The organism is Actinocatenispora sera (assembly GCF_018324685.1).
Lineage (GTDB): Bacteria > Actinomycetota > Actinomycetes > Mycobacteriales > Micromonosporaceae > Actinocatenispora > Actinocatenispora sera.
In genome coordinates this window covers 556,681-583,422 of sequence record NZ_AP023354.1, presented here as the reverse complement: position 1 = coordinate 583,422, position 26,742 = coordinate 556,681, and the positions used below count along the sequence as shown (strand labels likewise).

The window sequence follows — 26,742 nt, the reverse complement described above, 5'->3', positions numbered from 1 at the left end:
TACGGGCCGCACACGGCGTAAGGGACGCCGTACGAAGCGAGGGGCCGACGCGGCCGGCGCGCGGACTTCGCCACAGACCCTAGCCGAACCGGAAAACCAGACTCGTCCCCTGCGGTCGCCCCGCGCGATGACCGGAGCTGCCCTCGCGCCGATCGGCGCACCGGAGCCGGGTGAAGCCGGCCGCGGACAGATCGACGGCGCCCTCGGTGGGGCGCCGTCGCCACGCGTCCGCCCGGGGTACCAGGCGTGCATTCGTGTTCGTCGACTCAGGGCCGCGCGGTCGGTGACCGTCGGTCCCGGCGACTGTGCCCTCCGCGGCTGATCGCACGTGGGTCCCCGGGTGGTCGCGCCACGGACTCGGCCTTGCGGACACTCCCCGTGCCGCTCGACTGACCCAGCTCCGTACGCCCATTTGTACGCCTACCAGCGCAATCACGCCAGGGGTGCGGCTCGAAGTTCCCCAGGAAGGGCAACGCTCCGTGCGGGTCGGGGGGCGGGTCGTTAGCTTAGGAAAGGCTATCCTAAGCTGCACGTCATGATCTTGCCTGACACCGTGCCGGCCGCCGTGCCGCACCCCGCGCCCCCGCCCCAGGGCCCGTCAACGGGCCCCGCCCCGAGCCCCACGACGCCAGCTCCAGCTCCGGACCCGACGACGCCGCCCTCGGCTCCGAGCGGGACGGCGCCGACTCCGGCTCCGGGCCGGACGGCGCCGACTCCGGTGCCGGCTTCGGGCGCCTCGGCGGTTCCGGAGTCGACGCCGGCCGCGGGGTCGACGGTGCCGCTGGCGATCGACGCCGACGACCTCGCCGGTACGCCCGCGGGTCTGGCCCGGCTCGCCCCACTCACCGCGGCGCTCGCCACCGCCGCCGCGGCCGGGCTCCGCGACCGCACCGGGCCGCTGCCCGCCCGCACTCCCGCCGAGTTTGCGGAGCAGGTACGGGCCGAGCTTGCCGCCGGCGGTGGCGTGCTGCCGGACGCCGGGCGGGGCGCCGCCGCGGTCGTCGACCTGATCCGGCGGTACGCCACCGGCGCCGTCGACCTGGCCGACCCGGGCGCGGCGGCGCACCTGCAGCCGCCGACGCTCGGCGTACCGGCGGCGGTGGAGGCGATCGTGGCCGCGCTCAACGCGAGCGTCGACACGTGGGACTCCGGGCCGTACGCGGTGGAGATCGAGCGGCACGTGGTGCGCGCGCTGGCCGACCGGCTCGGGCTGCCCGGGACCGCGGACGGCGTCTTCACCTCCGGCGGTACCGCCTCCAACCTGCACGCCCTGCTGATCGCGCGGGGCGCGGTGGCCGACCGGCTCGCGGCGGGTGCGCGGCCGGTGGTGTTCTGCTCCGCGGTCGCGCACTTCTCGGTGTCCCGCGCGTGTGCGGTGCTGGGACTGGGCGCGGACGCGGTGCACACCGTACCGGTGGACGCGCGGTACCGGCTGCGGGACGACCTGCTTGCCGGCGCGCTCGCCGGGCTGGCCGCCGACGAGGTGCCGGTGGCGATCGTAGCCACCGCCGGTACCACCGACTTCGGCAGCATCGACCCGCTGCCGGCGTGCGCCGAGCTGGCCCGGCGGTACGGGTGCCGGCTGCACGTGGACGCCGCGTACGGCGGTGGTGCGGTGTTCTCGGCCCGGCTGCGCGGACTGCTCGCCGGGATCGCCGCGGCCGACTCGGTGACGCTGGACCTGCACAAGCTCGGCTGGCAGCCGGCGCCGGCGAGCGTGCTGCTGGTGGCCGACGGCGCCGACTTCGCGCCGCACCGGGTCGACTACCTCAACCCCGCCGACGACGGTGCGGCCGGGTACGACGGGCTGCTGGACCGGTCCGCGCTCGCCACCACCCGCCGCGCGGACGCGGTGAAGGTCGCGGCGACGTTCCTGGCGCTCGGTGCCGATGGGCTCGGTGCGCTGCTGGACCGCTGCCACCACCTCGCCCGGTACGCGCAGCGGCGGATCGAGGCCGAGCCCCGGCTGGAGCTCGCCGCGGGCGCGACGCTGACCACGGTGGTGTTCCGGCACCGCGGCCCCGACCCGGACGCGCTGAACGGGCGGCTGCGGCGCCGGCTGCTGCGCACCGGTGCCGCCCTGGTCGGCCGTACCACCATCGCCGGCCGCGGTGTGCACCTGAAGCTGACGCTGCTCAACCCGGCCGCCCGCACCGTGGACGTGGACGACCTCGTGGACGCCGTCCTGGCCGCCGGCGATCAGGAACGGGAGGCGGCATGACGACGCTGGAGACGCCCGCGACCCGGCCGAACGCGGCGCCGAGCGCCGGCGAGCGGGCGGCGATCGAGGCGCTGCTGCGGTGCTACGTGCTGGACAACGCGGTACCGGTACCCGAACGCGGCCCGCTGCGGCTGCGACTGCCCGGCGGCGGCGCCGTCACGGTGGACGTCCGGTACCGCTCGGCCACCGGGCTGCACGGGTTCGGCCCGGTGTCCACAGTAGACGGTGCGGTCGGGTCCGCGGCCGCTCTCGCGGCGCTGCTGACCGGCGACGATCCCGATCTGGTGGCACGGGTCGCGGACAGCGCCGGGCGGATCGACCGGTACCTTCGGGCGCGCGCCGCCGAGGCGGCCACGGACGGCGGTTCGGCGCAACCGCCGATCCCGGAGCCAGGCGCCGTCTCCGCACCGCCTGCCGCCACTCGATGGGCGACCATGCGCGCGGCGGACGGGTTCCTTGCCGCCGAGCAGGATCTGTTGCTCGGGCACCTGCTGCATCCGGCCGCCAAGAGCAGGGACGGCATCGACCCGGACGAGGACGCGCGGTACGCACCCGAGCTGCGCGGCCGGTTCCCGCTGCACTGGTTCGCGGTCGACCCGGACCTGGTACGGACCGGCTCGGTGCCGCATCCCGCGCTGTCGGCGCCACTGCCCGAGCTGCTCGGCGCACCCACCGGCGACGCCCGGCCGATCCTGCCCGCCCATCCGTGGCAGGCCGCCGATCTGTTGCACCGCAGCGGTTTCCGCCAGCTGATCGACGATGGTCGGATCGAACCGCTCGGGCCGGCCGGACCGGACTGGTATCCGACCTCGTCGCTGCGCACCGTGTACCGGCCCGGCCATCCGGTGATGCTGAAGCTCTCGCTCGGGCTGCGGATCACCAACTCGCGGCGGGAGAACACCCCGACCGAGCTGGTCCGCGGGCTGGAGGTGCAGCGGTTGCTGGCGGCCGGGATCGCCGCACCGGTCGCCGCCGCGTACCCGAAGTTCCGGATCCTGGCGGACCCGGCATACGCGAGCGTGCAGCATCCGGACGGCACGCCGACCCAGCTCGACGTGTCGGTACGGGAGGCGCCGCCCGGCCTGACCGCCGCCCGGGTACTGGCGGGGCTCGTCGCGCCGCAGCCCGGGGTGCGGGACACCACCGTCGTACGGCTGGTGCGCGGTCTCGCCGCCGGTCGATCCACCGCCACCGTCGCCACCGAGTGGGTGCGCCGGTACGTGGATCGGGTACTCGCGCCGATGGTGCTGCTGTACGCGACGACCGGGATCGGGTTGGAGGCGCACCAGCAGAACACGCTGGTGCTGCTGGACGGCGACGGCTGGCCGGACACCGGTTGGTACCGGGACAACCAGGGCTACTACCTGGCCACCTCCGCGCTGCCGGCGGTACTGGCCGCCACCGGCGCAACGGAGTCCACCCTGGCGGTGACCGAGGACTCCATAGTGGACGATCGACTCACCTACTACCTGCTGTTCAACCAGGCGTTCGCGCCAGTGTCCGCGCTGGGTGCGGCCGGTGTCGCGGACGAGCGCGACCTGCTCGGCGCGCTGCGGGACGGGTTGCGCGCCATCGTGTCCCGCGGCCACGACACGAGCAGCGGCCTGGTACGCCGGTGGTTGACCGCGGACCGGTTGCCGCGCAAGGCGAACCTCGCCACCCGGCTGGCCGGCATCGACGAGGTGCTCGCACCGGTGGACCGGCAGTCGATCTACCTGACCGTACCGAATCCCGTGCGGGAGGCACGATGAACGCCGTCGACGGCGCCCCTCACGCCGCAACCCCTGTCGGGGCCGGCTGTCGCCGGCTGCCGGACGGGCTCTCGGTGCCGACCGGGCGCGGCATCCTGACCCTGCGACCGGTTCGGGTCGACAACGACCTGGATCTGGTGCACGACTGGATGAACCGCCCGCACGTCGCCCGCTACTGGCAGCAGGACTGGCCGGCAGACCGGGTACGGGACTACCTCACCGGTCTGCTCGCCGGGCGGGTCTCCCGGCCGATGCTCGGGCTCCTCGCCGGCGTACCCGTGGCGTACTGGGAGCTCTACCGGGCGGCGGTCGAACCCGTCGGCGCCGCCTACCCCGCAAGGCCGACCGACATCGGGGTGCACGTGCTGATCGGCGATCCGGCGCTGACCGGGCGCGGGCTGGGTAGCGCCCTGCTTGCCGCGGTCCGCGACGGCCTGTTCGCCGCCGATCCGGCCTGCACCCGGGTGGTCGCCGAGCCGGACGTGCGCAACACCGCCTCGGTACGGGCGTTCCGGCGCGCCGGGTTCGCCCACCGCGGCGAGATCCGGCTCCCGGACAAGACCGCGGCACTGCTGATCGCCGAACGCCGGAGCACGCCACCGGCACCGGCACCGCGCGATGGTGAGGGGAGTGCGGTGTGAGCGAGACGTTGGATGTGGTGGCGGTCGGGATCGGTCCGTTCAACCTGGCGCTGGCGGCGCTGGCCGACGACATGCCCGAGCTGCGGTTCGCCGCGTACGACGCGAAGCCGCGGTTCGACTGGCACCCCGGCGTGCTGTTCGACTGGGCCACGGTGCAGGTGAGCTTCCTCGCCGACCTGGTCAGCCTGGTACGGCCGACCAGCCGGTGGTCGTTCCTGTCCTACCTGGCCGACCGGGACCGGATGTACCAGTTCTACGTGGCGGAACGGTTCCACCTGCCGCGCCGGGAGTACGCCGACTACTGCGGCTGGGCCGCGGAACGGCTGCCGTCCACCCACTTCGGGGTGGAGGTCACCGCGCTGGACTGGAATCCCGAGCATCGACTGTGGACGGTACGGCTGCGCGACTCGGCCCGGGAGCGAACCGTGGAGGCCCGGCACGTGGTGCTCGGCGTCGGCACCCGACCGGTACTGCCGGCGCCGCTGCGGGCGATCCGCGGCGACCGGGTGATCCACTCCGCGTCCTACCTGTCTACAGCGGACGGCTGGGGCGGCGATGTGCGGCACGTCGCCGTGGTCGGCTCCGGCCAGTCCGGCGCGGAGGTGTTCCTCGACCTGTTGCGGCGGCAGCGTGAGCGCGGCTGGGCGGTGAGCTGGCTGACCCGTACCGCCGGGTTCGCGCCGCTGGACTACACCAAGCTGGTGCTGGAGTACACCACGCCGGAGTACATGCACTACTTCCACCGGCTGGAGCCCGCGGTGCGGGACCGGTTGATCGGGACGCAATGGCAGCTGTACAAGGGGATCGACAGCGAGACGATCGACGCGATCCACGGCGAGCTCTACCACCGGCTGATCGACGACACGCTGCCGCCGGTGCGGCTGTATCCCGCGACCACGATAGCGGACGCGACCAGGGACAGCGACGGCATCGAGCTGTCCTGCACGCACGCCGACACCGGCAGCAGCGGGAAGCTCCGGGCCGACGCGGTCGTCGCCGCCACCGGCTACGCGGCCGAGCCGCCCGCGCTGCTGGACCCGGTGCGGTCGTTGATCGACTGGGACGAGCAGGGCCGCTACCGCATCGACGCGCAGCACCGGATCCGTACCGCACCCGTGGTGTCCGGCGGGCTGTACGTGCAGAACGCGGAACTGCACACGCACGGCGCCGCGGCACCCGACCTCGGCATCGGCGCGTACCGGTCGGCGACGATCCTGAACGCCGTCACCGGCCGGGAGGCGTTCCGGCTGCCGAAGCGAACCGCGTTCCAGACCTTCGGCGGTGTCCGGTGAACGACGAACGCTGGCGCGACGTGAACCGTGCCCTCGCCGCCAAGGCGCTGAGCGAATGGTGCTACGAGGGCTTGTTGACGCCGGTCGAGACGAGCGCCGGCGCGTACCGGATCGACCTGGCCGGCGACGTCGGGTACGAGTTCGCCGCCCGCGCCGGTGCCTTCGGCACGCTGCGGGTCCGCCCGGACTCGATCCGGCGGTACGCGCCGGGTCTGCTCGGCAACCGCGGCGGCGCGCCGGCCTGGGACGTGCAGCGGCTCGCCGTCGATGCGGCGCCGACGATGGGCGTCGACGCGGCGACGCTCGCCGGGTACCTCGGTGAGCTGTCCGCGACCCTCGCCGCGGACGCGAGCGCGGACGACCTGCCGGTCGCCAAGCTGCGTACCTTGGACCACGCCGAACTCGAGGGCCACCTCACCGGCCACCCGTGGCTGGTGGCCAACAAGGGCCGGATCGGGTTCGGGGCAACGGATCTGCGCCGGTACGCGCCGGAGGCTCGGCGGTCGCTGCGGCTGCGCTGGGTGGCCGTCCATCGTGGTCTCGCCACCTTCACCGGTACCCCGGGGCTGTCCGAACACGCGGTACGCCGGTCGGAGCTCGGTGCGGCGACCGAGGCGCGGTTCGCCGCCGGGCTGCGCGACGCCGGTCTCGACCCGGACGCGTACGTGTGGCTGCCGGTGCATCCGTGGCAGTGGGACCGGCAGATCTCGGTTGGGTACGCGGGAGAGATCGCGCAGCGTCGCATCGTGCCGCTCGGCGACTCACCGGACCGGTACCTGGCGCAGCAGTCGATCCGGACGATGACGAACCTGAGCGACCGGGGCCGGTACGACGTGAAGCTGCCGGTGTCGATCCTGAACACCTCGGTGTGGCGGGGCATCCCGCCACACTGCACCGCCGGCGCGCCGGTGCTCACCGCGTGGGTACAGGGGTTGGTGGCGGCCGACGAGTTCCTGGCCGGCACGGTACTGCTCGGCGAGGTCGCCTCGGTGACGGTGCGCCACCCGTACCTGTCCGACGTGGACGGTGTGCCGTACCGGCAGCTGGAGACGCTGGGGTGTATCTGGCGCGAGCCGGTCACCCCGGCCCTGGCTGACGGTGAACGCGCCCGGTCACTCGCCGCACTGTTGCATGTGGACGCAGCGGGCCGATCGCTGCTGGCAGAACTGGTGTCGGCCTCCGGCCGGTCGCCGGCCGAGTGGCTGACCGCGCTGGCTCGCACGGTGCTGCGACCGCTCGTGCACCTGCTCTACCGGTACGGGCTGACCGTCAACCCGCACGGCCAGAACGCGCTCGTCACCTTCGACGCGGACGAGCTGCCACGCCGGCTGCTGCTCAAGGACCTCGTCGACGACCTGGAACTGTCCGACACGGTGGTACCGGAACGGCTGCCGGAACCGGCCGGCATCGTGCCGCGCAAGGCGCCGAAGCTGATCGCCCAGCACGTGGTGGACAGCGTACTGATCGGCCACTTCCGTTACCTGGCACCGCTGTGCGCCGACCAGCTCGACGTACCGGAGCCGCAGTTCTGGTCGATCGCCCGCGAGGCGGTCCGGTCGGTGCAGCGTGCCGAGCCGCAGCTTGCGGCCCGCTTCGACGAGTACCCGCTGCTCGGGCCGACGTTCCCGCGCTACCGGCTCAACGCCGACCGGCTGCTCGTCACCGGCTACGCCGACCGTCCGCTGCGGCACGCCATCGGCGCGTCCGGTGAGGTGCCGAACCCGTTGTACGCCAGGGAATCCTGACCGAAGAACGGTCGGCCGGTGCGTCGGTGCGTTGGTGCGTTGGTGCCTTGGCCACCGCCGCGGCCGCGCGGGCGTGCGTTCCGCGCATGGTCGCCCGCCCACGGATACGGCACGAGGGGGAATGCGCCGGCACGGCACGAACGGGAGCGCTCCTGAAACGACCCGACGCGCCGGCAGGGGACGGGTGTCGTTGTACGGGCATGGTTGGTGTGGGGCGGGGAACGGGTGCGGGAGCCGGCAGGGTACGGATGCCGGGGGCCGGCGGCGTGCGGGAACGGCCGTCGGGCCCCGGCCCGCTGGCGTGCCGGTGCGGTGCGACCCTGGCTCAGGCGCCGGGTCGCTGCGGCGCCGGCTCGATCCGTGCGGTGGGGCGGCGACGGCGTGCGTACCAGATGGCGGCGGTGACGGCGGCGCCCGCGGTGACGATGGCGGCCATCGGGACCAGGGACCCGCCGGGCGGTCGGCTCAGCACGTACCGGATGCGGGTCAGCGGGGTCGGAACGGGGTTCCGGAAGGCCAGCAGCGGCCACTGACGCTCCCGGGCGACACGGCGCAGTCCGCGATCCGCGTTGACAACTGTCGGATATCCGACAGTTGACAGGAGCGGTACATCGCTCACGGAATCGGAGTAGGCGTAACAGGTCGCAAGATCGTAGCCGTTTCGGGTCGCCAATTCCCGCACCGCCTCCGCTTTGCTCTCGCCGGCGGCATAGAAGTCGACCTCGCCGGTGAACCGGCCGTCCCGGATCGCCATCCGGGTGGCGATCACATCGTCCGCGCCAACCAATCGCGCAATCGGTCGGACCATCTCCTCGCCCGAGGACGAGACGAGCACAATGTCACGCCCGGCCGCCCGGTGCTGCTCGATCAACACCAGCGCCTCGGCGTACACGTAGGGCGCGATCAGCTCGTCGATCGCGCCGGCGACGATCCGTCTTACCTGGTCAACGGGCCAGCCGCGGCTCATGGTGGCCAACTGGTCGCGGATTCTCGCCATCTGCTCGTCGCCCGCGCCGGCCAACTTGTACACCGCCTGCGTGTACCCACTGGCGACCACGTCGCGGCGGTTCAACAAGCCGTCGCGGTAGAACGGCCGCGCGAATGCCAAAGCGCTCGACGTCGCGATCACTGTCCGGTCGAGATCGAAGAAAGCGGCGCCTGGGCCCACGGGCCGAGTGTATTCATCACCACCGACACTCGCCTCGACCGGGCGGTTCGTGTCCCGGTCGGTGGGCCGCGCTGGGTGGCCGAACGGTTGCACCCTGAAGGTGGAGGTACGTGCGCCGGATTCCTGCTACTACTCGACGTCGCGCCTCGATCTCGGGCATCCTTATGGAGTAGGTGCATGCGGGCCGAGGCAGTCGCTTCCGGCTCGTCACCACACTCTCGGCGGTTGCACCCCCCGTGACCGCTGAGTGGGCCCGGCTCGACCCCCCCGGAGCCGGCCCCCCTGACGGCCCCCGCCACCCCCCGGCGGGGGTCGTCCCTATCCCGGGGTTGTGTGTTCCTGAACGTTCGTGCAGCTTAGGCCGGGAGGGGCACGCCGGCCGCACCGTCGTCGTCCTGGTCGTCCGGCCCAGAAGTCAGCAGAAAGTCAGGAGACTCGCCGTCGATGGACCGCCGAATCCGCTCCTCGAAGCCCGCGGACGGATGCGTGTACAGGTTCAGCGTGGTCGACCCTCGATACCGTCCGCGGCAGGCCACTCAGCGCGCCAGCGACCGTCGGTGGTCTCGGTAACGGCGCCGAGCAGGCCGGCACGTACCAGCGCCGGACGCCACACCCGCTTGCGGAAGTTGGCGCGACGCATCGGACGGCCGACGCGACTCAGCACGGCGAGGTCACGGTCCGACGGGTTGCCGGTCATCTCCCGGTACTCCCGCAGGATGGCCGACAGCCCGGCGCCCATCGGGGCCGTTACGCCGCCCAGCCTCCGTTTTCGGGTACGGACGTAGCTCGACGCTGTGCGACGTCTCCACGGCGACCTGAGCCACATGCAGCACGGCATTGTCCAGATCCACGGCACTCCAAGGAATCCCCGCGCAGTCGCCCCAGCGCGGCCCCGCACCCGCAGCGAGCCAGACGAGCGGTCAGCTGATGAGGCGGTCTTCTTCTTCCACCGCGTCAGCGCCCGAAGGCGCGTCGACCAGGTAGGCGGTCGTGCCGGCGCGTGGGTCGCGTGCATGCAACGCATGGAACATCGGTCCGCCAGACACATCAAGGTCGACCACGGTTGCGCTCGCGCCGAGTACGGCGCGTTCCAGGTGCGGCGGTGCGGTGCGGTCGATGCGCGTGACCACACCTGGCGTCACCCACACCGGTATACCGGTGTGGGTGACGCCGGTCAATTGCAGGTGGAAGTGTTCGCACAGCAGCGCCCGAACGTCCGGACCGCGGACCACGCTGCCGAGCCGGTCGGCATCGGCAAGGTTCACCGAACCCAGCAGCGGCGAATCGATCGGCGCGATAGGCGGATGGTGCGGCACCAACACGGTGCCGACCGCTGCCGGCTCAGCAAGCACGGCGGCCAGCCACGACGCGATGCGGCTCGGGCATGGTGCCGGTGCGCAGTGCGGCCCGCTGCCGGCTCATCCACTCCACGGTGGACTTGGAGGTGTCGACCGGGAACGGTAGCTGGTTCAGGCGGTGAGGAGGCGGAGGCCCAGTTCCGCCGCGTCGAGGTCGAGCAGGTCGCGGTTGCGTTCGGCCCAGCGGCCGGAGGCGAGATCGGCGCGGAGGTTCTCGACCGCCCGCAGTTCGGCCGACGGCCCGACCCGGGTCCAGACCGACACCGCGCGGCGGACCTGCTCGTCCAGGTACGCCTCGGGTCGCCGCCAGTGCGCCTCGAAGAACCCGTCGGTGCAGTCCCACGGCACGGGTACCGGCTCCGCCCGTCCACCGATCGCACGGGTCAGGTCGGCCAGTGCTGGCCGGCCCGACAACAGCTCGGCAAACTCGGGCAGGTAGTCGCGGGTGAGCCAGAACCGGTCCTGCCACCCGGGGCTGCTGGCGTCGTACGTGAACACCACGACCCGGCGGGCCACCCGACGCATCTCGCGCAGCCCGGCGACCGGGTCCGGCCAGTGGTGCACGGTACTGACCGCCATCGCGGCATCGAAGGACCGGTCCTCGAACGGCAGGCTCTCGGCGCTCGCGGCCACGCACGGTGCGGCGCCCGCGGGACGTTGGGCCCGCATCACCGCCGACGGTTCCACGGCGGTGACGTCGCGGTCGGGCGGCTCGTACGAACCGGTCCCCGCGCCGACGTTGAGTACCGTCCGGGCGTCGCCAAGCGCCGCCCAGATCCGTTCCGCGATCCGGGGCTCGGTGCGTCGCGTCGCCGGGTACGCGGACCCGATGACCTCGTACAGCTGCGCGCCGAACACCCTGAGTTGGTCCTCCGGTGTCGTCCTGATCCCCATGGCCCGAGCCTCCAGTTCCTGGTCGATGGCGGTCACCATGGCGGCCGCCCGGTCGCGCTGTTCGAGCAGCAGGCCGCGCAGCCGGCGCAGGTGGCCGATGGCGTCGGCGGCCGGATCGTCGACCAGATCGGCGATCTCGCGCAGCCCGAAGCCCAGCCGCCGGTACGCGAGCACCTCGCGCAGCCGTTCGATGTCGTCGGCGAGGTAGGCCCGGTAGCCGGCCGCGGTCCGTGCGGACGGCCGGACGAGCCCGATCTCGTCGTCATGGTGCAGCGTGCGGACGCTCACCCCGGCCAGCTCGGCCACGCGTCCCACGGTCAGGTGCTCCGCCATTCCTCGACCATGCGGCATGACGCCACGTGAGGGTCAAGTACCACGACCTGCCAGCGCCAGGTGCCGACGACCCGTGCGTGGGGCATACGCTCGATGACATGCGCGTACCGCCGCTGCCGGATCCGGCGAACCAGCTCAGCCGTGAGCGCATCGCGGCCGGCGCCGTGGGCGACCGGTCGGTCGATGTGCCCGCGGCGGCCATCACGATGACGCCGTACGACCCGGCCTGGCCGAGCTTGTTCGCCCGGGAACGGGTTCGGATCCGCGCCGCGCTGGGCGCTCACGCGATCGCCGTCGAGCGTGTCGGGTCGACGGCGGTACCCGGGCTGGCGGCGCAGAACCGGGTCGACATCGACCTGATCGTGCCCGATCCGGCCGACGAGCCCGCCTACCTGCCCGTGCTGGAACCGCTCGGGTACGTGCTGCGAACCAGGGAACCGGCTTGGTACCAGCATCGCTGCTGCTGGAACGACGGCCACACCGTGAACCTGCACGTGTTCGGTCCGGACTGCGACGAGCACCTGCGGCACCTGATCTTCCGTGACTGGCTACGGTCCCATCCCGACGATCAGGCCACCTACCAGGCCGCGAAACGGCGGGCGGCGGCGGACCAGCCGTGGTCGGTGTCCGCGTACAACGCGCGGAAGGTGACCGCGATTCTCGACATCTTGCACAAGGCCGGACTCCGGCCGCCCCGCGGCGACGACCAGGAGGCCAACCTTCGGCCGAGCCCGGGACGGTGACCGGAAGGTACGGGCTCGGGTGGCCGGACGACCGGGACTTCGGCCGGTCTGCAGCGATGAGCGGAAGGCGCAGCAGCAGCGGAGAGCGGACGGCCGGGCTTCGGCTGGCCGCGGTGGCCGGGGATGGCTACAGCGGGTCGGTGTTCGTCAGCGTCGACTCCAGGCGTACCCATCGGGTCACCCCGATGGTGCGCAGGAACGCGACGTCGTGGCTGGCCACGACGAGTGCGCCGGCGTAGGACCCCAGCGCCTGGGCCAGCTGGCGGACGCTCGCCAGGTCCAGGTTGTTGGTCGGCTCGTCCAGCAGCAACAGCTGCGGTGCCGGCTCGGCCAGCAGCAGCGTGGCCAGCGTCGCCCGGAACCGCTCACCGCCGGACAGGCTGCCGGCGCGCCGGTCCGCCCGGTTGCCGCGCAACAGGAACCGCGCCAGCTGGGCGCGGATCGCGTTGTTCGAGGCGGTCGGCGCCGCGCGGGCGACGTTCTCGGCGGCGGACAGCGCGTCGTCCAGCAGGTCGAGGCGCTGCGGCAGCCAGCGCACCGGCACCGGCACGTCGACCGTTCCCGAGCGTGGCGGGATCGCCCCGGCAATTGTCTGCAGCAGCGTGGTCTTGCCGGCGCCGTTCGCCCCGACGAGCGCGATCCGCTCCGGCCCGCGTACCGCGAGCCGCACCGTCGGGCCGTGCCGAAGCTCCACATCGGACAGTGTGAGCACCTCCTTGCCGGACGGCACCGACGTTGCCGGCAGGTCGATCCGGATCTCGTCGTCGGCGCGTACCGCCGTTTCGGTCTCCCGAAGTCGATCCCTGGCCTGCGCCACCCTGTCCAGGTGCAGGTTGCGGTGCTTGCCGGCGGCGATCTGCGCATCCTCCTGCCGCTTGCGCATCCGTACCTTCGGCTCCCGCTTGGTGTCCCACTGCTTCTGGCCGTACCGTGCGCGCCGGTCCAGCTTCGTGCGCGCCTCGGCCAGCTCCCGCCGCTGTCGCTGGAGATCGGACTCGGCGACGCGCACCATCCGCTCGGCCGCCTCCTGCTCGATGGCGACCGCGCGCTCGTGGTCGTCGAGGTTGCCACCGTGGAACGTCACCGATCCGGACCGCAGCTCGCCGATCCGGTCGACGTGTCGCAGGAGCCCGCGATCGTGCGAGACGAGCACCAGCACACCCGACCAGTCGCGGATCGCCTGGTACACCAGGTGTCGGGCGGCCAGATCCAGGTTGTTGGTCGGCTCGTCGAGCAGCAGCACGCCCGGCCGCCGCAGGAACTGCGCGGCGAGACCGAGCAGTACCAGCTCGCCGCCGGAGAGCTCACCGACCCGCTGGTCCAGCGTGACATGCCCGAGCCCGAGCCGATCGAGGGCGGCGCGGGTACGTTCCTCGGCATCCCACCGGTCGCCGACGGCCGCGAAGTGCCGCTCGTCGGCGTCGCCGCGTTCGATCGCGCGGATCGCGGCCCGGATCTCCACCAGGCCGAGCACGTCGTCTACCCGTCGTGCCGAGGCGAGGATCAGGTTCTGTGGTAGGTACCCCAGTTCGCCGGTGACGTTGATGGTGCCGTACGTCGGTTCGAGCTCGCCGGCGATCAGCCGCAGCAGCGTGGACTTCCCGGAGCCGTTGACCCCGATCAGCCCGGTACGGCCGGGGCCGACCGTCAGGTCGAGCCGGTCGAGGACGACGTCACCGTCCGGCCAGGTGAAACCGAGATTCGAGCAGACGATCGATGCGGACATGGCATGGCTCCCCGCTGGAGGTGGGCAGTGGCAGGACGCGAAGCACCTGCACGGGGAACGCACCAGTGGACAGCCGCACCGTGAAACGGTGTTGCGGCGTGTCGGGATGTCAGCTGCCATCCGAGGTCAGGCGCGCGACGCTGGGAGAACCCCGGTGCTCGCGGTGTCTGTACACCTCAGAAGATCAATGTCGACTCCGATGAACGGCGGCAGCTCACCCGAGCGTACTGAGTGGCCCCGTCCCGGTGCAAACGACTTGCGGGGCGCCGCGCGTGCCCACGGATCGCGCGCGATAGCGCGGATCGGCGGCTGCGGCCAGGTTGTCCACAGGGGGTCGGGTTGTCCACAGATCGCGGTGAGCCGGTCGCCGGCACGCTGCGGCGGCAGGACGGTGGGGCGGTCAGCTCACCGACCCGGAGGCACCGATGGCCATGGACACTTCCGATCCGCCCGACGCCGAGCCGCGCCCGCTGGTGGTGACCGGCGATGCCCAGCTGCTGGACGAGTTGCTCGCGCTCGCCGCCGCCGGCTGTGGTGATGTCGACGTCGCACCGGACGCCACCGCCGCCCGCCAGTACTGGCGCACGGCCACGCTGGTGGTGATCGGCGCCGACGCGGTGACCGGATGCGTACGAGCTCGGCTGCCGCGACGTCGCGGCCTGGTGCTGGTGACACGGCTGTCCGAGCAGGGCGACGGAACCTACGAGCCGGTGTCCGACGATGGCGGTTCCTGGCGGGTGGCGAGCCAACTCGACGCCGACCACGTCGTGGTGCTGCCAGCCGCCGCGGGCTGGCTGACCGAACGGTTCGGCAGCGCCGGTGCCCGCTATCGCGAGTCGGCGCCGGTCGTCGCGGTGATCGGGGGCCGCGGCGGCGCCGGCGCGAGCGTACTGGCCGCGGGGCTGGCGCTGACCGCCGCGCGCACCGGGCTGCGGACGATGCTGGTCGACGCGGACCCGTTGGGCGGTGGGGTCGACCTGCTCCTCGGCGCCGAAGGCGCGCAAGGGCTGCGCTGGCCCGAACTCTCCGCGGCCCGAGGCCGGGTCGACGTGGCGGCGCTGCGCGCCGGCCTGCCCCGGCAGGGCGAACTCGCCATGGTCTCCTGGGATCGCGGCGACGAGATCGAGGTTCCGGTCGAGGCGATGGAGGCGACTCTCGACGCCGGCCGGCGCGGCGGTGACCTCGTGGTCATCGACCTTCCCCGCAGCCTGGGCCCGGCCGCGATGTGTGGCGTGCAGGCGGCCAGTGAGGTGCTGATGCCGGTGACCGCCGACATCAGGGCGTGTGCGGCCGCGGTTCGGGTTGCCACCCAGGTCGGGCCGCACTGCCGGTCGTTGCGAGTGGTGGTGCGCGGGCCGGCGCCGGGCGGACTGACCGCTCGTGACGTCGGCGCCGCCCTCGGGCTCCCGGTGGCCGGTGTGCTTCGGCCCGAGCCGGACCTCGCTGCGGCTCTGGAGCGCGGTGATCCGCCGACCGGGTCCGGTCGCGGCCCGTTGGCCGAACTCTGCGGACAACTGGTGGCCGAGCTGACCGCGCACACCGGACGCGAGGTGGCCTGATGTCCGTCGACGAGGAGCTGACCGATCGGGTACGGCAACGACTGGCGCGCAACGGAAGCGCGGCAAGCCCGGCCGCGATCGTTGCGGCCGTGCGGGCCGAGTGCGGTGCGGCGCTGGGCGATCGTGCGTTGCTGGCGATGGCCGACGAGCTGCGGCGCGACCTGATCGGTGCCGGCCCGCTCGATCCGTTGCTGGCCGATCCGCGGGTCACCGACGTACTGGTCAACGGACGTGAGGTCTGGTGTGATCGGGGCGCCGGTCTGGTGCGGGTTCCGGTCCGCTGGCTGGGCACCGACCCGGTCCGCCGGCTCGCCCAACGCCTCGCCGCCGGTTGCGGGCGCGCGCTCGACGATGCCCACCCGTTCGTGGATGCCCGGCTCCCCGACGGCACCCGGTTGCACGCCATGCTGCCCCCGGTGGCGCCCGGCGGGCCCTACCTGTCGCTGCGCACGTTCCGGCACCGTGCCTTCGGCATCGACGAGCTGATCGCGGCGGGCACGATCACCCCCGCGGTCGCCGACGTGTTGATCGCGATCGTCGACGCCCGTCTCGCCTACCTGGTGACCGGCGGCACCGGTTCGGGAAAGACGACGATGCTGTCGACGCTGCTCGGCCAGGTGCCGGTGACCGAGCGCATCGTGGTTGTCGAAGACGCCGCCGAGCTGCGGCCGAGCCACCCGCACGTGGTCGGCCTGACCGCGCGACCGGCGAACGCCGAGGGCGCGGGCGAGGTGACCCTGCGCGACCTGGTGCGTCAGGCACTGCGGATGCGTCCGGACCGCCTGGTCATCGGTGAATGCCGGGGCGCGGAGATCGTGGAGCTGCTTGCCGCACTGAACACCGGGCATGAGGGTGGTGCCGGCACGCTGCACGCCAACGCTCCGCGCGACGTGCCGGCCCGGCTCGAGGCGCTCGGCCTGCTCGGCGGGCTGGAGCGTGCTGCCCTGCACGCCCAACTGCGTTCCGCGCTACGGGTCGTGCTGCACCTTCGCCGCAGCCCGTCGGGGCGTGTGCTCGACGAGATCTGCCTGCTGACCCCGAGTGGCCCGGACGATCGGGTGCTCGCCACGCCGGTGTGGCACCGCGGTGCCGGTGTCCAGCCGGCCGCTGCGGCGCTCGCCCGCCTGCTGAGCGACCGCGACGTGCCCGTGCCGTCGCTGCTGGGTACCGCCGCCTCGGGTGGCGGAGCATGACCGAACTCCTCGCCGGCCTCACCCTCGGCGGGGCCGCCCTGCTGCTCGTGCTGCCGAGCCGGCGGGGCCGGCGCCGGATGGCCGGCATCCGGACGACGCCGTCGAGCACCGCGGTTCGGCTCGTTCGGTGGGCCCGACGCACCGTCACCCGCTCGACCCGTACCGGCGCGGCGCTCGCGGCACTGCTTGGCGGGCTGGTCGGCGCGACGACCGCCGGCCCGGTCGCGGCGCTGGTGTGCGGCGCCTACTCCGGTTTCGGTGCGTACCTGATGTTCCGGCGCCGAGCGGCCCAGCGGGCCGGCCGCCTTCGCGCCGCGGCCCTGGACGCGGTGACAGCGCTCGCCGACGATCTGCAGGCCGGTCTCGCTCCGTCCCAGGCACTCGGCCACGTGTGGCCACGTCTGGCGGGCACCGACGTCGAGCCACTGGCCGCACCGGGCCCGGTCGTACCGGACGACCCCGCCGCGGTGCTGGCCACCGACGCCGAGCCGTCCCGCGCGGACATCACCGCGCGCCTGGCGGTCGCCTGGCGACTTGCCGCCGGCACCGGCGCACCGCTGGCCGATCTGCTCGACCGGCTGCAGACCGAGCTGTCCGAACGCGAACGGCTTCGCCGCACAGCCGCGGCACAGGCCGCCGGCAACCGGGTCACCGCGGCGCTGCTGGCCTTGCTGCCCCTGGCCGGGATCGGCCTTGGCTACGCGATCGGTGCCCATCCGCTGCACCTGTTGTGGCACACGGGAATCGGCGCCGGCTGCGCCGTGGTCGCGTTGGCGCTGCAGTTCGCCGGTGTTGCCTGGACGCTTCGGCTGACCCGGGCCGGCGCGGCGGTGCCGACATGACGGCCGGTGCCGGGGCCCCGGTGGTGGCGGCCGCCAGCCTGGTCGGCCTCGCCGCGATTGTGGCGCTGGTCGGTCGCCGCTCCGGTGGCAGCGCCGGACGGCTGTCGCGCGTCGCGCCGCGGGCCACGCCGCCCGATCGTCGATCCCGTCGCCGGCGTCCGATGGTGCTGGTGGCACCGCTGGCAGGTCTCGGGGTGGCGGTTCTGGTTTCCGGCTGGGTCGGGGTGCTGGCCGGGTTGGTGGTCGCGATCGGCGTCGCGTTCGCGGTTCGCCGGTTCGAATCGCCGGCCGTCGCGCGGATGCGCCGTCGGGCCGCCGCGGACCTGCCGTTCGCCCTCGATCTGCTGGCGTCCGCGTTGGCCGCCGGTGCTCCGACGGCGACCGCGGCCGGCGCGGTCGGCGCGGCGCTGGCCGGGCCGCTCGGGGAGCGCCTCGCTCAGGTCGGTCGCGCGCTCGCACTGGGCAGCACACCGACCACGGCCTGGCTGGTGGTCCGCGACATACCCGGCGGGGAGCGGCTGGCGGACGCTGCCGTCCGCAGCGCCGACAGTGGTGCGGGGCTCGCCCGGGTGTTCGGCCGGGTCGCCGCGGATCTGCGCGCCAACGAGAGGCACGAACAGGAGGCCACCGTGCAACGCGCCAGCGTTCTGCTGGTGCTGCCGCTCGGCCTCTGCTTTCTTCCGGCGTTCGTCGTCGGCGGCCTGGTCCCGGTCGTCGCGTCGACGTTGGGCGCGGTCCTGCCCTGAACGGGACCGCGGTCACCGGGTCGGGACCGTCCCGCCCGGACGACAAGTGACAAGGAGGAATCCATGCTGTTGCAACGGATCCGTCGTCGCCTGCGGGGCGACGCCGGGATGAACACCGCGGAGTACGCCGTCGGCACGATCGCCGCGGTGGCCTTCGCCGGCCTGCTGCTGAAGGTACTGACGTCGTCGACGGTGCAGTCGGCGCTGACCGCCATCATCCAGCGGGCGCTGGGCTGAGTGATGACCGTGACGAACGATCGTCGCGGCCGGGGGCCGGTGCAGCAGCCGGCCCCCGCGGGCCCCGTGGGCGTCAACGAGCCGGCCCCCGGCGGCCCGGTGAGCGAGCCAGCCCCCGCGGGCGCGGTGAGCCTCAACGAGCCGGCGCCTGTGGCGCCACCGGGTTCCAGACGCGAGCGCGGTGCGGCCACGGCCGAGTTCGCGGTGGCCATGCCGGGAGTCGTACTGCTGCTGTTGGTGGGGCTGACCGCGGTGGCCGCGCTGATCGCCAAAGTGGAATGCGTCGACGCCGCGCGGGAGGCTGCCCGCGTGGCGGCCCGCGGTGCCGATGGCGCCGCGGCCGGTGCCCGCGCCGCCCCGGCGCACGCGCAGGTGTCGGTTTCGACCGGCCGGTCGGTGCGCGCCACCGTGACGGCACCGGTGATTCCGTTGGGCTCGGTGCTGTCCTCGTTGACGGTGTCCGGGTCGGCGGTCGCCGAGGCCGAACCCGGGGTCGTGCCGTGACGGGACGGGTACGCTCGCGCCTCGCCACCGATCAGGGTTCCGCGACGATCGTGTTGCTCGGGGTCGGCCTCGCGGTGTTGCTGCTGGCCGGCGGAGTCACCTGGCTCGGTGCGGCGGTGCTGGCGCGCCACCGAGCCCAGGCGGCGGCCGATTTCGCCGCACTCGCGGCGGCCCGGCACGCCATCGAGGGCAGGGCCAGCGCCTGCTCGCATGCCGCCCGGCTGGCGCGGGAGAACTCCGCCCGGCTGACCCGGTGCCGGCTCGACGGCCTGGACGCCACGGTCGGGACTGCGGTGGCACCGGTCGCCGTGCTCGCGCGGTTCGGCGTGGCGACCGCGGTCGCCAGGGCGGGCCCGGTCCGCATCGACGGCGGTGGCATCGTTCCTGCCACTGGTTCGGTTCCTGCCACCGGTTCGGGTCCGCACGCCGGGGCCACGGCGACTCGTCTCGGCCCGTCGGTGTGGCGCCGCGGGTCAGGCAGAGTGACTCAGCGCGTCCGGATTCACCCTGCCCAGCAGCGGCTCGCCGGAGAGCCACCGGTGCACCTCGGACACGACGAACTCGCCGAACCGGCGCAGCTCTCGACCGCGCGTGCCGGCCAGGTGCGGCGTGATCAGGACGTTGGGCAACCCGAGCAACGGATGCCCAACCGGCAGCGGCTCCGGATCGGTGACGTCGAGTACCGCGTCGAGGCGGCCGGTGGCACAGCGCGCGGCGAGCGCCTCGGTGTCCACCAGCGCGCCGCGGGCGGTGTTGACCAGCACCGCCCCGTCACGCAGCAGCCCGAGCCGTCGCTCGTCGATCATCCGGTAGGTCTCGGGCAGCTCCGGTGCGTGCACCGTGACCACGTCGGAGCGACGGCACAGCGTGTCCAGGTCGACCGCCGTCGCACCCAGCTCCGCGGCCTGGCCCGGCGTCAGGAAGGGGTCGTAGACGAGCAGTTCGACGCCGTGGTCGGCGAGCATGGCCAGCACCAACCGGCCGATCTGCGAGGCGCCGACGAGCCCGACCGTCAGGCCGTACAGGCCGGTGTCCTCGCCGACCGGATAGCCGTGTCGCGAGATTCCGGCGCGATAGTCGGCCGCGTACCGGAACACCCGCCGGGTGGCCAGCACGATCGACGCCACGGTGAACTCGGCGACCGGACGGGCGTTGACCGCGACCGCGGACGAGACGGTGACGCCGGCGGCGAACAGTTCCGGGGTGGTGAGTTGCTTGACCGAGCCGGCGGCGTGCACGACGAGACGCACCCCGGGGGCGGCGGTGAGCACTGCGGCGTCGAGTTGCGGGCTTTCCCAACCGGTGATCAGGATCCGCGCCGCGGCCAGGGCCGGTGGTGGGGCGCCCGCGTCGGTGAAGATCGCCGCCGGGTCGCAGTCGACCAGGTCGGTGAGCCGTGCCAGCACCGGGCCGGGGAAGATCTGCCCGACCAGGTCGTCACGCATCGCCAACACCGCGACCGGGCGCTCGCCCATGGCCCACCGTCCCCTCTACCGCCGATACCGGTCGGCGCGCCCACTCACCGGCCCCGGCGGTTCTCAGCGATCCTGGTCGCCCGGCAGCGCGCCGAGCACCAGGTCAAGCACCCGCAGCGCACCCGGCTTGTCGAGCGGATCGTTGCCGTTACCGCACTTCGGTGACTGTACGCAGGACGGACAGCCGGACTCGCAGCCGCACGCCCGGATCGCGTCCCTGGTTGCGGTCAGCCAGCGGGCGGCCGCACCGAAGCCACGCTCGGCGAAGCCGGCACCACCCGGGTGCCCGTCGTAGACGAACACGGTGGGCAGGCCGGTGTCGGGATGCAGCGCGGTGGACAGGCCACCGATGTCCCACCGGTCGCAGGTCGCGGTCAGCGGCAACAGCCCGATCGCGGCGTGTTCGGCGGCGTGCAGCGACCCCGGCAGGTCCGCCTCGGCCAGCCCGGATCTTTCCAGCGCCGCCGGATCGATCGTGTACCAGACGGCAACGGTACGAAGCTGGCGCGGCGGCAGGTCCAGCGGTCGCTCGTCGATGAACTCGCCGTTCGGTGAGCGGCGCCGCTGGTAGGAGACGACCTGGCTGGTCACGTCGACGACACCGAGTTGCAGGGTGACCGGCCCCGCCGGTACCGACCGGACGGTGCCGACGACGGTGAGGTCGGTCTGCTCGCGGGCATGCGTGGTCCAGTCCGGCGCCTCCGGATGCACCAGCGCGACGCCGTCGTCCAGGTCCAGCTCGTCGACCACGAAGGAGACACCCTGATGCAGGTAGACCGCACCGGCGTGTACCTGGCTGTGCGCCGCGTCGGCGTCGACGGTGCCGAGCAGCCGCCCGGTGCCCGCCCGCACCACCGACACCGGTTCGCCGGAACCGCCGCGCAGGTTCAGCTGGGGCCGGCCACGTTGCGTCCAGTACCAGCCGGTCGGGCGCTCGCGCAGCGACCGCGCGGCGGCCAGCGAGGCCACGGTGGAGCGCGCGATCTCGCCGCCGAACAGCTCGAGGTCGGGGACGGTGAGCGGCAGTTCCGCCGCCGCACAGCACAGGTGCGGTCCCAGCACGTAGGGGTTGGCCGGATCCAGCACGGTCTGCTCCACCGGCCGGTCGAAGATCGCCTCCGGGTGGTGCAGCAGGTAGGTGTCGAGCGGGTCGTCTCGGCCGACCAGAACGCACAACGCCTCGTCGGCGCCGCTGCGCCCGGCCCGGCCGGCCTGCTGCCACAGCGACGCCAGGGTGCCCGGATAGCCGGCGAGTACCACCGCGTCGAGGCCGACGAGGTCGACGCCGAGCTCCAGGGCCGTGGTCGCGGCGATGCCGAGCAGCTCACCCGAGCGCACCGCGCGCTCCAGCTCGCGACGCTCCTCGGCGAGATAGCCCGCGCGATAGGCGGCGATCCGGTCGGCAAGCTCCGGTACCGCCTCGGCGAGTGCCCGCCGTCCGATCGCGGCGACCAGCTCGGCGCCGCGCCGCGATCGGACGAACGCCATCGTGCGCACCCCGCTGGCGACCAGGTCGGCCAGCAGCGTCGCGGATTCGGTGAGGGCGGAGACCCGGACCGGTGCGCCGTGCTCGCCGGCGGCCGCGTCCGGCGGCAGCAGCGGCGGCTCCCACAGCGCCACGGTGCGCGCGGCGCGGGGCGAGTGGTCCTCCGTGACCGCGCGCACCGGCCCGCCGGTGAGCCGGCCGGCCGCGGTGGCCGGCTCCGCGACCGTGGCCGAGGCCAGCACGAACACCGGCTCGGCGGCGCCGTAGTGCGCGGCCAGCCGGCGCAACCGGCGCAGCACCTGCGCCACGTGCGAGCCGAACACGCCCCGGTAGGTGTGGCACTCGTCGACCACCACGTACCGCAGCCGGCGCAGGAACGTCGCCCAGCGCCGATGCCCCGGCAGGATGCCCTGGTGCAGCATGTCCGGGTTGGTCAGCACGAGCCGGGCGTGCGCCCGCACCCAGTCCCGCTCGGCCTGGGGGGTGTCGCCGTCGTAGCCGGCCGCGGTCAGGGTGGTGAGATCACCGGTCAGCAGCCCGTCGAGGGACCGCAGCTGATCGGCCGCGAGCGCCTTGGTCGGCGACAGGTAGAGCGCGGTTGCCCGGGGGTCGCCGAGCAGGGCGGTGAGCACCGGCAGCTGGTACGCCAGCGACTTGCCCGACGCGGTCCCGGTGGCGATCACGGTGCTGTGCCCGTCGCGCACCAGCTGTGCCGCCTCGATCTGGTGTCGCCAGGGTGCGGTGATCCCCTGCTCGGCGAGCGACTTGCGCAGCGCCTCAGGCACCCAGTCGGGCCACGGCTCGGTCTGCCCGGCCCGCGCCGGCAGGTGCCGGATATGCGTCACCGGCCCGGCGCCGTCGGAGGTGGTGTGGCGCCCGGCTGTCAACCTTGCCAGCAGGTCCCTTGCGTCCACTGGCAGAAACTCTGCCACGTCCGTGCGACCATCGCGCCCTCGGCCACCGCGCGCCCGGCACGAGGCCCGCACGACAGGGGCGTCCGGCCGCCCGCCCCGTCCGGACCGCTGCGTCCGGATCCTGTTCGGTCCACAGGCTCGACGGGTACGGTGCGGGTCGCTGACGTCGGTAGAGTGCCGGTGAGCGGAGCGGTCGAGCTGAGGGAGGTTCTGCATGGAGCTGTCGTTGCAGACGGGTACCGTGGCCGATCGCACGATTTTGCGGGTTTCGGGAGAAATCGACGTCTACACCGCGCCGAAGTTGCGGCAGCGGCTGGTGCAGCTGGTCGAGGACGGCGCCCGGCATCTGGTGGTCGATCTCAGCGGGGTCGAGTTCCTCGACTCCACCGGACTGGGTGTCCTGGTCGGTGGGTTGAAGCGGATGCGGGCCCTGGCCGGCAGTTTTGCGTTGGTGTGCGACCAGGAGCGGATCCTGAAGATCTTCCGGATCACCGGCCTCGACCGGATCTTCACGATCGTGCCGACCGAACAGGCGGCCCTTGCCGTGGAGCCGGATCCCGGTGGCTCGGAGGATCGGCCGGACGGCGGGCACGCCGTTCCGCCGGCGACCGACAGATAGCGGCGGCCCGCGATGCCCACGGTACGGCTGGAGTTTTCGCCGGCGCCGGCGCATGTCCGCACTGCCCGTCTGGTGGCGGTGGCGGTGGCGCGGCGCGCCGGCGTCGCCGAGGAGGTGCTCGACGAGGTGCGCCTCGCCGTGGGAGAAGCCTGCTCGCGTGCCGTTGCTCTGCACCAGCTGTACCAGTTGAAGGCACTGGTCAAGGTCGAGATGGCCGACGGTGCCCGGTTCACCGTGCGGGTCAGCGACCGCGGCCCGGCGGAGACCAGGCCGGAGACCGGTTCGGTGCCCGACCCGGTGGAACTCGTCGCCGAGTCGGACACCTCGTTCCCGGCGCCGTCGGTCGCGGTCGGGATGGGTCTGGCGCTGCTGACCGGGCTGGTCGACGACCTGCAGGTAGTGCCCCGCCGCGACGGCGCCGGCACCTCCGTGCGGATGTCCTGGCCCACTGCCTGACCCGTTCTCCCGGCACGCCCTGCGCTCCGCGGCGTGCCCGCTTCCTGGCACGTCCCGGCCCACCGCCGGGTCTGTTTCTCGCCCGTCCCCGGCCCATCGCTCGGCCGTTTCCCGGCGCGTCCTGGCTCGTCGTGAGGCCGCTTCCCGGCGCCTCCTGGCGCGCCCCTGGCGCGGCCGACGCGTTTCGCCCGTCCGGCGCCAAGTGGTCGTACCACCATCGAAGATCACGCGTAGGGGCTGGTATTGCGGCCGCCCACGTGGTAAGTCCGTAATGCGGTTCGTATTAACACAGTGGCCCGGGACACAGGATGCTGCGGGTTGGGCTTGTGAGTCTCGGCACGATCGGCCCGATACACTCCGCGAGTTGCACCGGACCGACCGACCGGCCGGGCCGGATCACAGACGGTGGTACAGGAGGACGGATGGACACCAATCTCGCCACTGGCGGCGAGACCCTGTCCCTGAGCAGCGTGTCCCTGACCGGAACCAACCTGGTGTACGTGGTGATCGCGGCGGTGATCGCGCTTGTCGCGTTGGGGTTCGCGGCCGGCCTGGTCAAGTTGGTGTTGGCAACCGACCGGGGCACGACGAAGATGCAGGAGATCGCCGGCGCCGTGCAGGAAGGCGCCTCGGCGTATCTCGGCCGGCAGTTCCGCACGCTGGGGATCTTCGTGATCGTCGCGCTGCTGTTGCTGCTGGCACTGCCGGTCAACGAGGGCGGCTGGGAAGTGCGCATCGGCCGGTCCGCGTTCTTCGTGGTCGGCGCGATCTTCAGCTCGTTCATCGGCTGGGCGGGGATGTCTCTCGCGACTCGGGCGAACGTGCGGGTGGCCTCGGCCGCACGCAGCAGCCGCGAGGGCGCGATGCAGATCGCCTTCCGTACCGGCGGCGTGGTCGGCTTCATGACCGTCGGGCTGGGTCTGCTCGGCGCCGGCGTCGTCGTGCTGATCTTCCGGGACAAGGCCCCGACCGTACTGGAGGGCTTCGGTTTCGGTGCCGCGCTGCTCGCGATGTTCATGCGGGTCGGCGGCGGCATCTTCACCAAGGCCGCAGACGTCGGCGCCGACCTGGTCGGCAAGGTGGAGCAGGGGATCCCGGAGGACGACCCACGCAACGCCGCGACGATCGCCGACAACGTCGGCGACAACGTGGGTGACTGCGCCGGGATGGCCGCCGACCTGTTCGAGTCGTACGCGGTCATGCTGGTCGCGGCGCTGATCCTGGGCCGCACCGCGTTCGGTTCCGAGGGCCTCGTGTTCCCGCTGATCGTGCCGGCGATCGGGGTGGTCACGGCGATCATCGGGGTGTTCATCACCCGGCTGCGGCCGTCGGACCGGTCCGGGATGGCGGCGATCAACCGGGCGTTCTTCATCTCGGCGGGGATCTCCGCGGTGCTCTGCGTGGTCGCGGCGCTGGTCTACCTGCCGAGCAAGTTCTCCGGTCTGCACGGCGTCTCGCTGGCGGCGCTCGGGCATCCCACCCGCAGTCCGCAGGTGATCGCGATCGTCGCGGTACTGATCGGTATCGTGCTGGCGGCCCTGATCCAGCTGCTCACCGGGTACTTCACCGACACCATCCGGCGGCCGGTGAAGGACGTGGCGAAGACGTCGCTGACCGGCCCGGCCACCGTGGTCCTGTCTGGCGTCAGCCTCGGTTTCGAGTCGGCGGTGTACTCGGCGATCCTGATCGCCGCGGCCGTGTACGGCGCGTTCCTGCTCGGCGGCGGCTCGATCGTGCTGTCGCTGTTCGCGGTGGCACTCGCCGGTACCGGTCTGCTGACCACCGTCGGCGTGATCGTGGCGATGGACACGTTCGGCCCGATCTCGGACAACGCGCAGGGCATCGCGGAGATGTCCGGTGAGGTCGAGGGCGAGGGTGCGCAGATCCTCACCGAGCTGGACGCGGTCGGCAACACCACGAAGGCGATCACGAAGGGCATCGCGATCGCGACGGCGGTGCTCGCCGCGACGGCGCTGTTCGGTTCGTTCACCGACACCGTCGGCAGCGCCGCGCTGAAGGCCGGTACCGGCGGGCTCAGTGACCTGGTCAAGCAGCAGTACGACGGGATCCTGAACGTGGCGAACCCGTCGAACCTGGTCGGGTTGATCATCGGCGCGTCGGTGGTGTTCCTGTTCAGCATGTTGGCGATCAACGCGGTGTCCCGGTCCGCCGGCGCCGTGGTGTTCGAGGTGCGGCGGCAGTTCCGGGAGTTCCCCGGAATCATGGACGGCTCGCAGCGCCCCGAGTACGGCAAGGTCGTCGACATCTGCACCCGGGACGCGCAGCGTGAGCTGATCACGCCCGGCATCCTGGCCGTGTTCGCGCCGATCGTGGTCGGGTTCGGGCTCGGCGTCGGCGCGCTCGGCGCGTACCTGGCGGGCGCGATCGCGACCGGCATCCTGATGGCGATCTTCCTGGCGAACTCGGGCGGTGCCTGGGACAACGCGAAGAAGCTCGTCGAGGACGGGGTGTACGGCGGCAAGGGCTCCGAGGCGCACGAGGCGACGATCATCGGTGACACGATCGGTGACCCGTTCAAGGACACCGCCGGCCCGGCGATCAACCCGCTGATCAAGGTGATGAACCTGGTCTCGCTGCTGATCGCGCCGGCCGTGGTGATGTTCTCCATCGGCGCCTCGAAGAACACCGGCGTCCGGATCGCGATCGCGCTGGTGGCGTTGGCGATCATCGTGGCGGCGCTGGTGGTGGCGAAGCGTCGTCCGATCGCCGTTGGCGAGGAGAACGGCGCGGAGAAGGAGGCGGCGCAGGCCTCGGCCTGACGCCGACCCGTGCGCGGCCGTCCGAGTGGCGGTCGCCCGCGGTGACCGCGGGCGGCCCG

The 26,742-nt window shown here is 72.9% G+C and carries 22 protein-coding genes and 1 pseudogene; 16 read left to right on the top strand and 7 right to left on the bottom strand.

The window, feature by feature from the left end:
* Positions 1 to 775: 775 nt before the first annotated feature.
* From Asera_RS02660 to Asera_RS02640, 5 genes are read left to right on the top strand one after another with little or no spacing between them, the layout of a single operon-like run.
* Positions 776 to 2,221: a pyridoxal phosphate-dependent decarboxylase family protein gene (locus tag Asera_RS02660; RefSeq protein WP_244843709.1), complete on the top strand. Its 1,446-nt coding sequence runs from the start codon at positions 776 to 778 to the stop codon at positions 2,219 to 2,221.
* Complete coding sequence (locus Asera_RS02655) at positions 2,218 to 3,972, top strand: IucA/IucC family protein (RefSeq protein ID WP_035297042.1); 1,755 nt, start codon at positions 2,218 to 2,220, stop codon at positions 3,970 to 3,972. Before Asera_RS02660 ends, Asera_RS02655 begins: the two co-directional genes overlap by 4 nt.
* Positions 3,969 to 4,613, top strand: a complete 645-nt coding sequence (locus Asera_RS02650; RefSeq protein WP_084131746.1) for a GNAT family N-acetyltransferase — start codon at positions 3,969 to 3,971, stop codon at positions 4,611 to 4,613. The genes Asera_RS02655 and Asera_RS02650 overlap by 4 nt, the downstream gene beginning before the upstream one ends.
* Positions 4,610 to 5,905, top strand: coding sequence for a lysine N(6)-hydroxylase/L-ornithine N(5)-oxygenase family protein (locus Asera_RS02645; RefSeq protein ID WP_030446897.1), 1,296 nt, complete (start codon positions 4,610 to 4,612; stop codon positions 5,903 to 5,905). The genes Asera_RS02650 and Asera_RS02645 overlap by 4 nt, the downstream gene beginning before the upstream one ends.
* The gene (locus tag Asera_RS02640; RefSeq protein ID WP_035297039.1) at positions 5,902 to 7,650 is read left to right on the top strand and encodes an IucA/IucC family protein; all 1,749 of its coding nucleotides are present in this window, start codon (positions 5,902 to 5,904) and stop codon (positions 7,648 to 7,650) included. The genes Asera_RS02645 and Asera_RS02640 overlap by 4 nt, the downstream gene beginning before the upstream one ends.
* Before the next feature lie 325 nt (positions 7,651 to 7,975).
* Here Asera_RS02640 and Asera_RS02635 read toward each other — a convergent pair whose 3' ends face one another.
* The 4 genes from Asera_RS02635 to Asera_RS02620 form a co-directional block, all read right to left on the bottom strand.
* Positions 7,976 to 8,818: an HAD family hydrolase gene (locus Asera_RS02635; RefSeq protein WP_030446895.1), complete on the bottom strand. Its 843-nt coding sequence runs from the start codon at positions 8,816 to 8,818 to the stop codon at positions 7,976 to 7,978.
* Positions 8,819 to 9,314: 496 nt separating this feature from the next.
* Positions 9,315 to 9,515 (bottom strand): hypothetical protein, encoded by a 201-nt coding sequence (locus Asera_RS02630; RefSeq protein WP_157034878.1) that lies wholly within the window; start codon positions 9,513 to 9,515, stop codon positions 9,315 to 9,317.
* 223 nt (positions 9,516 to 9,738) lie between these two features.
* Complete coding sequence (locus Asera_RS02625; RefSeq protein ID WP_157034877.1) at positions 9,739 to 10,170, bottom strand: metallophosphoesterase family protein; 432 nt, start codon at positions 10,168 to 10,170, stop codon at positions 9,739 to 9,741.
* Positions 10,171 to 10,287: 117 nt separating this feature from the next.
* Positions 10,288 to 11,403, bottom strand: a complete 1,116-nt coding sequence (locus Asera_RS02620) for a MerR family transcriptional regulator (protein ID WP_030446893.1) — start codon at positions 11,401 to 11,403, stop codon at positions 10,288 to 10,290.
* A 98-nt stretch (positions 11,404 to 11,501) separates the two neighbouring features.
* Between Asera_RS02620 and Asera_RS02615 the strand changes: the two genes are divergently transcribed.
* Entirely contained in the window at positions 11,502 to 12,146 is a 645-nt protein-coding gene (locus Asera_RS02615) for a GrpB family protein (RefSeq protein WP_051802384.1), read from the top strand.
* 127 nt (positions 12,147 to 12,273) lie between these two features.
* On the opposite strand, the gene Asera_RS02610 is transcribed toward Asera_RS02615, so the two are convergent.
* Positions 12,274 to 13,872 (bottom strand): ABC-F family ATP-binding cassette domain-containing protein, encoded by a 1,599-nt coding sequence (locus tag Asera_RS02610; protein WP_030446891.1) that lies wholly within the window; start codon positions 13,870 to 13,872, stop codon positions 12,274 to 12,276.
* Positions 13,873 to 14,348: 476 nt separating this feature from the next.
* On the opposite strand from Asera_RS02610, the gene ssd reads away from it, so the two are divergent.
* The 7 genes and pseudogenes from ssd to Asera_RS33845 all read left to right on the top strand — a co-directional run.
* Positions 14,349 to 15,431: a septum site-determining protein Ssd gene (gene ssd, locus Asera_RS02605; protein ID WP_030446890.1), complete on the top strand. Its 1,083-nt coding sequence runs from the start codon at positions 14,349 to 14,351 to the stop codon at positions 15,429 to 15,431.
* A complete protein-coding gene (locus Asera_RS02600) occupies positions 15,428 to 16,624 on the top strand; it encodes a TadA family conjugal transfer-associated ATPase (RefSeq protein ID WP_030446889.1) in 1,197 nt (398 codons plus the stop codon). Before ssd ends, Asera_RS02600 begins: the two co-directional genes overlap by 4 nt.
* A complete protein-coding gene (locus Asera_RS02595; protein ID WP_051802383.1) occupies positions 16,621 to 17,466 on the top strand; it encodes a type II secretion system F family protein in 846 nt (281 codons plus the stop codon). The genes Asera_RS02600 and Asera_RS02595 overlap by 4 nt, the downstream gene beginning before the upstream one ends.
* On the top strand, positions 17,463 to 18,212 hold the full coding sequence (locus Asera_RS02590) for a type II secretion system F family protein (protein WP_084131740.1): 750 nt from the start codon (positions 17,463 to 17,465) through the stop codon (positions 18,210 to 18,212). Before Asera_RS02595 ends, Asera_RS02590 begins: the two co-directional genes overlap by 4 nt.
* 63 nt (positions 18,213 to 18,275) lie before the next feature.
* Positions 18,276 to 18,449, top strand: coding sequence for a DUF4244 domain-containing protein (locus Asera_RS02585; RefSeq protein WP_207125010.1), 174 nt, complete (start codon positions 18,276 to 18,278; stop codon positions 18,447 to 18,449).
* A 126-nt stretch (positions 18,450 to 18,575) separates the two neighbouring features.
* On the top strand, positions 18,576 to 18,953 hold the full coding sequence (locus Asera_RS32920; protein ID WP_342344437.1) for a TadE family type IV pilus minor pilin: 378 nt from the start codon (positions 18,576 to 18,578) through the stop codon (positions 18,951 to 18,953).
* Positions 18,950 to 19,249, top strand: a pseudogene (locus Asera_RS33845) (Rv3654c family TadE-like protein); the annotation flags it as partial. The gene Asera_RS32920 and the pseudogene Asera_RS33845, both read left to right, overlap by 4 nt.
* 177 nt (positions 19,250 to 19,426) lie before the next feature.
* On the opposite strand, the gene Asera_RS02570 reads toward Asera_RS33845, so the two are convergent.
* Positions 19,427 to 20,428 (bottom strand): hydroxyacid dehydrogenase, encoded by a 1,002-nt coding sequence (locus Asera_RS02570; protein WP_030446884.1) that lies wholly within the window; start codon positions 20,426 to 20,428, stop codon positions 19,427 to 19,429.
* A 63-nt stretch (positions 20,429 to 20,491) separates the two neighbouring features.
* A complete protein-coding gene (locus tag Asera_RS02565; protein WP_030446883.1) occupies positions 20,492 to 22,846 on the bottom strand; it encodes a DEAD/DEAH box helicase in 2,355 nt (784 codons plus the stop codon).
* A 196-nt stretch (positions 22,847 to 23,042) separates the two neighbouring features.
* Here Asera_RS02565 and Asera_RS02560 point away from each other — a divergent pair, with 196 nt between their 5' ends.
* From Asera_RS02560 to Asera_RS02550, 3 genes are all read left to right on the top strand, one after another.
* Positions 23,043 to 23,447 carry an STAS domain-containing protein gene (locus Asera_RS02560; protein WP_051802381.1) on the top strand — a complete coding sequence of 135 codons (405 nt, stop codon included), beginning with the start codon at positions 23,043 to 23,045 and terminating at the stop codon, positions 23,445 to 23,447.
* A 12-nt stretch (positions 23,448 to 23,459) separates the two neighbouring features.
* Positions 23,460 to 23,903 (top strand): ATP-binding protein, encoded by a 444-nt coding sequence (locus Asera_RS02555; RefSeq protein WP_030446881.1) that lies wholly within the window; start codon positions 23,460 to 23,462, stop codon positions 23,901 to 23,903.
* Between the two features lie 422 nt (positions 23,904 to 24,325).
* A complete protein-coding gene (locus tag Asera_RS02550) occupies positions 24,326 to 26,683 on the top strand; it encodes a sodium-translocating pyrophosphatase (RefSeq protein WP_051802380.1) in 2,358 nt (785 codons plus the stop codon).
* Positions 26,684 to 26,742: the final 59 nt, after the last annotated feature.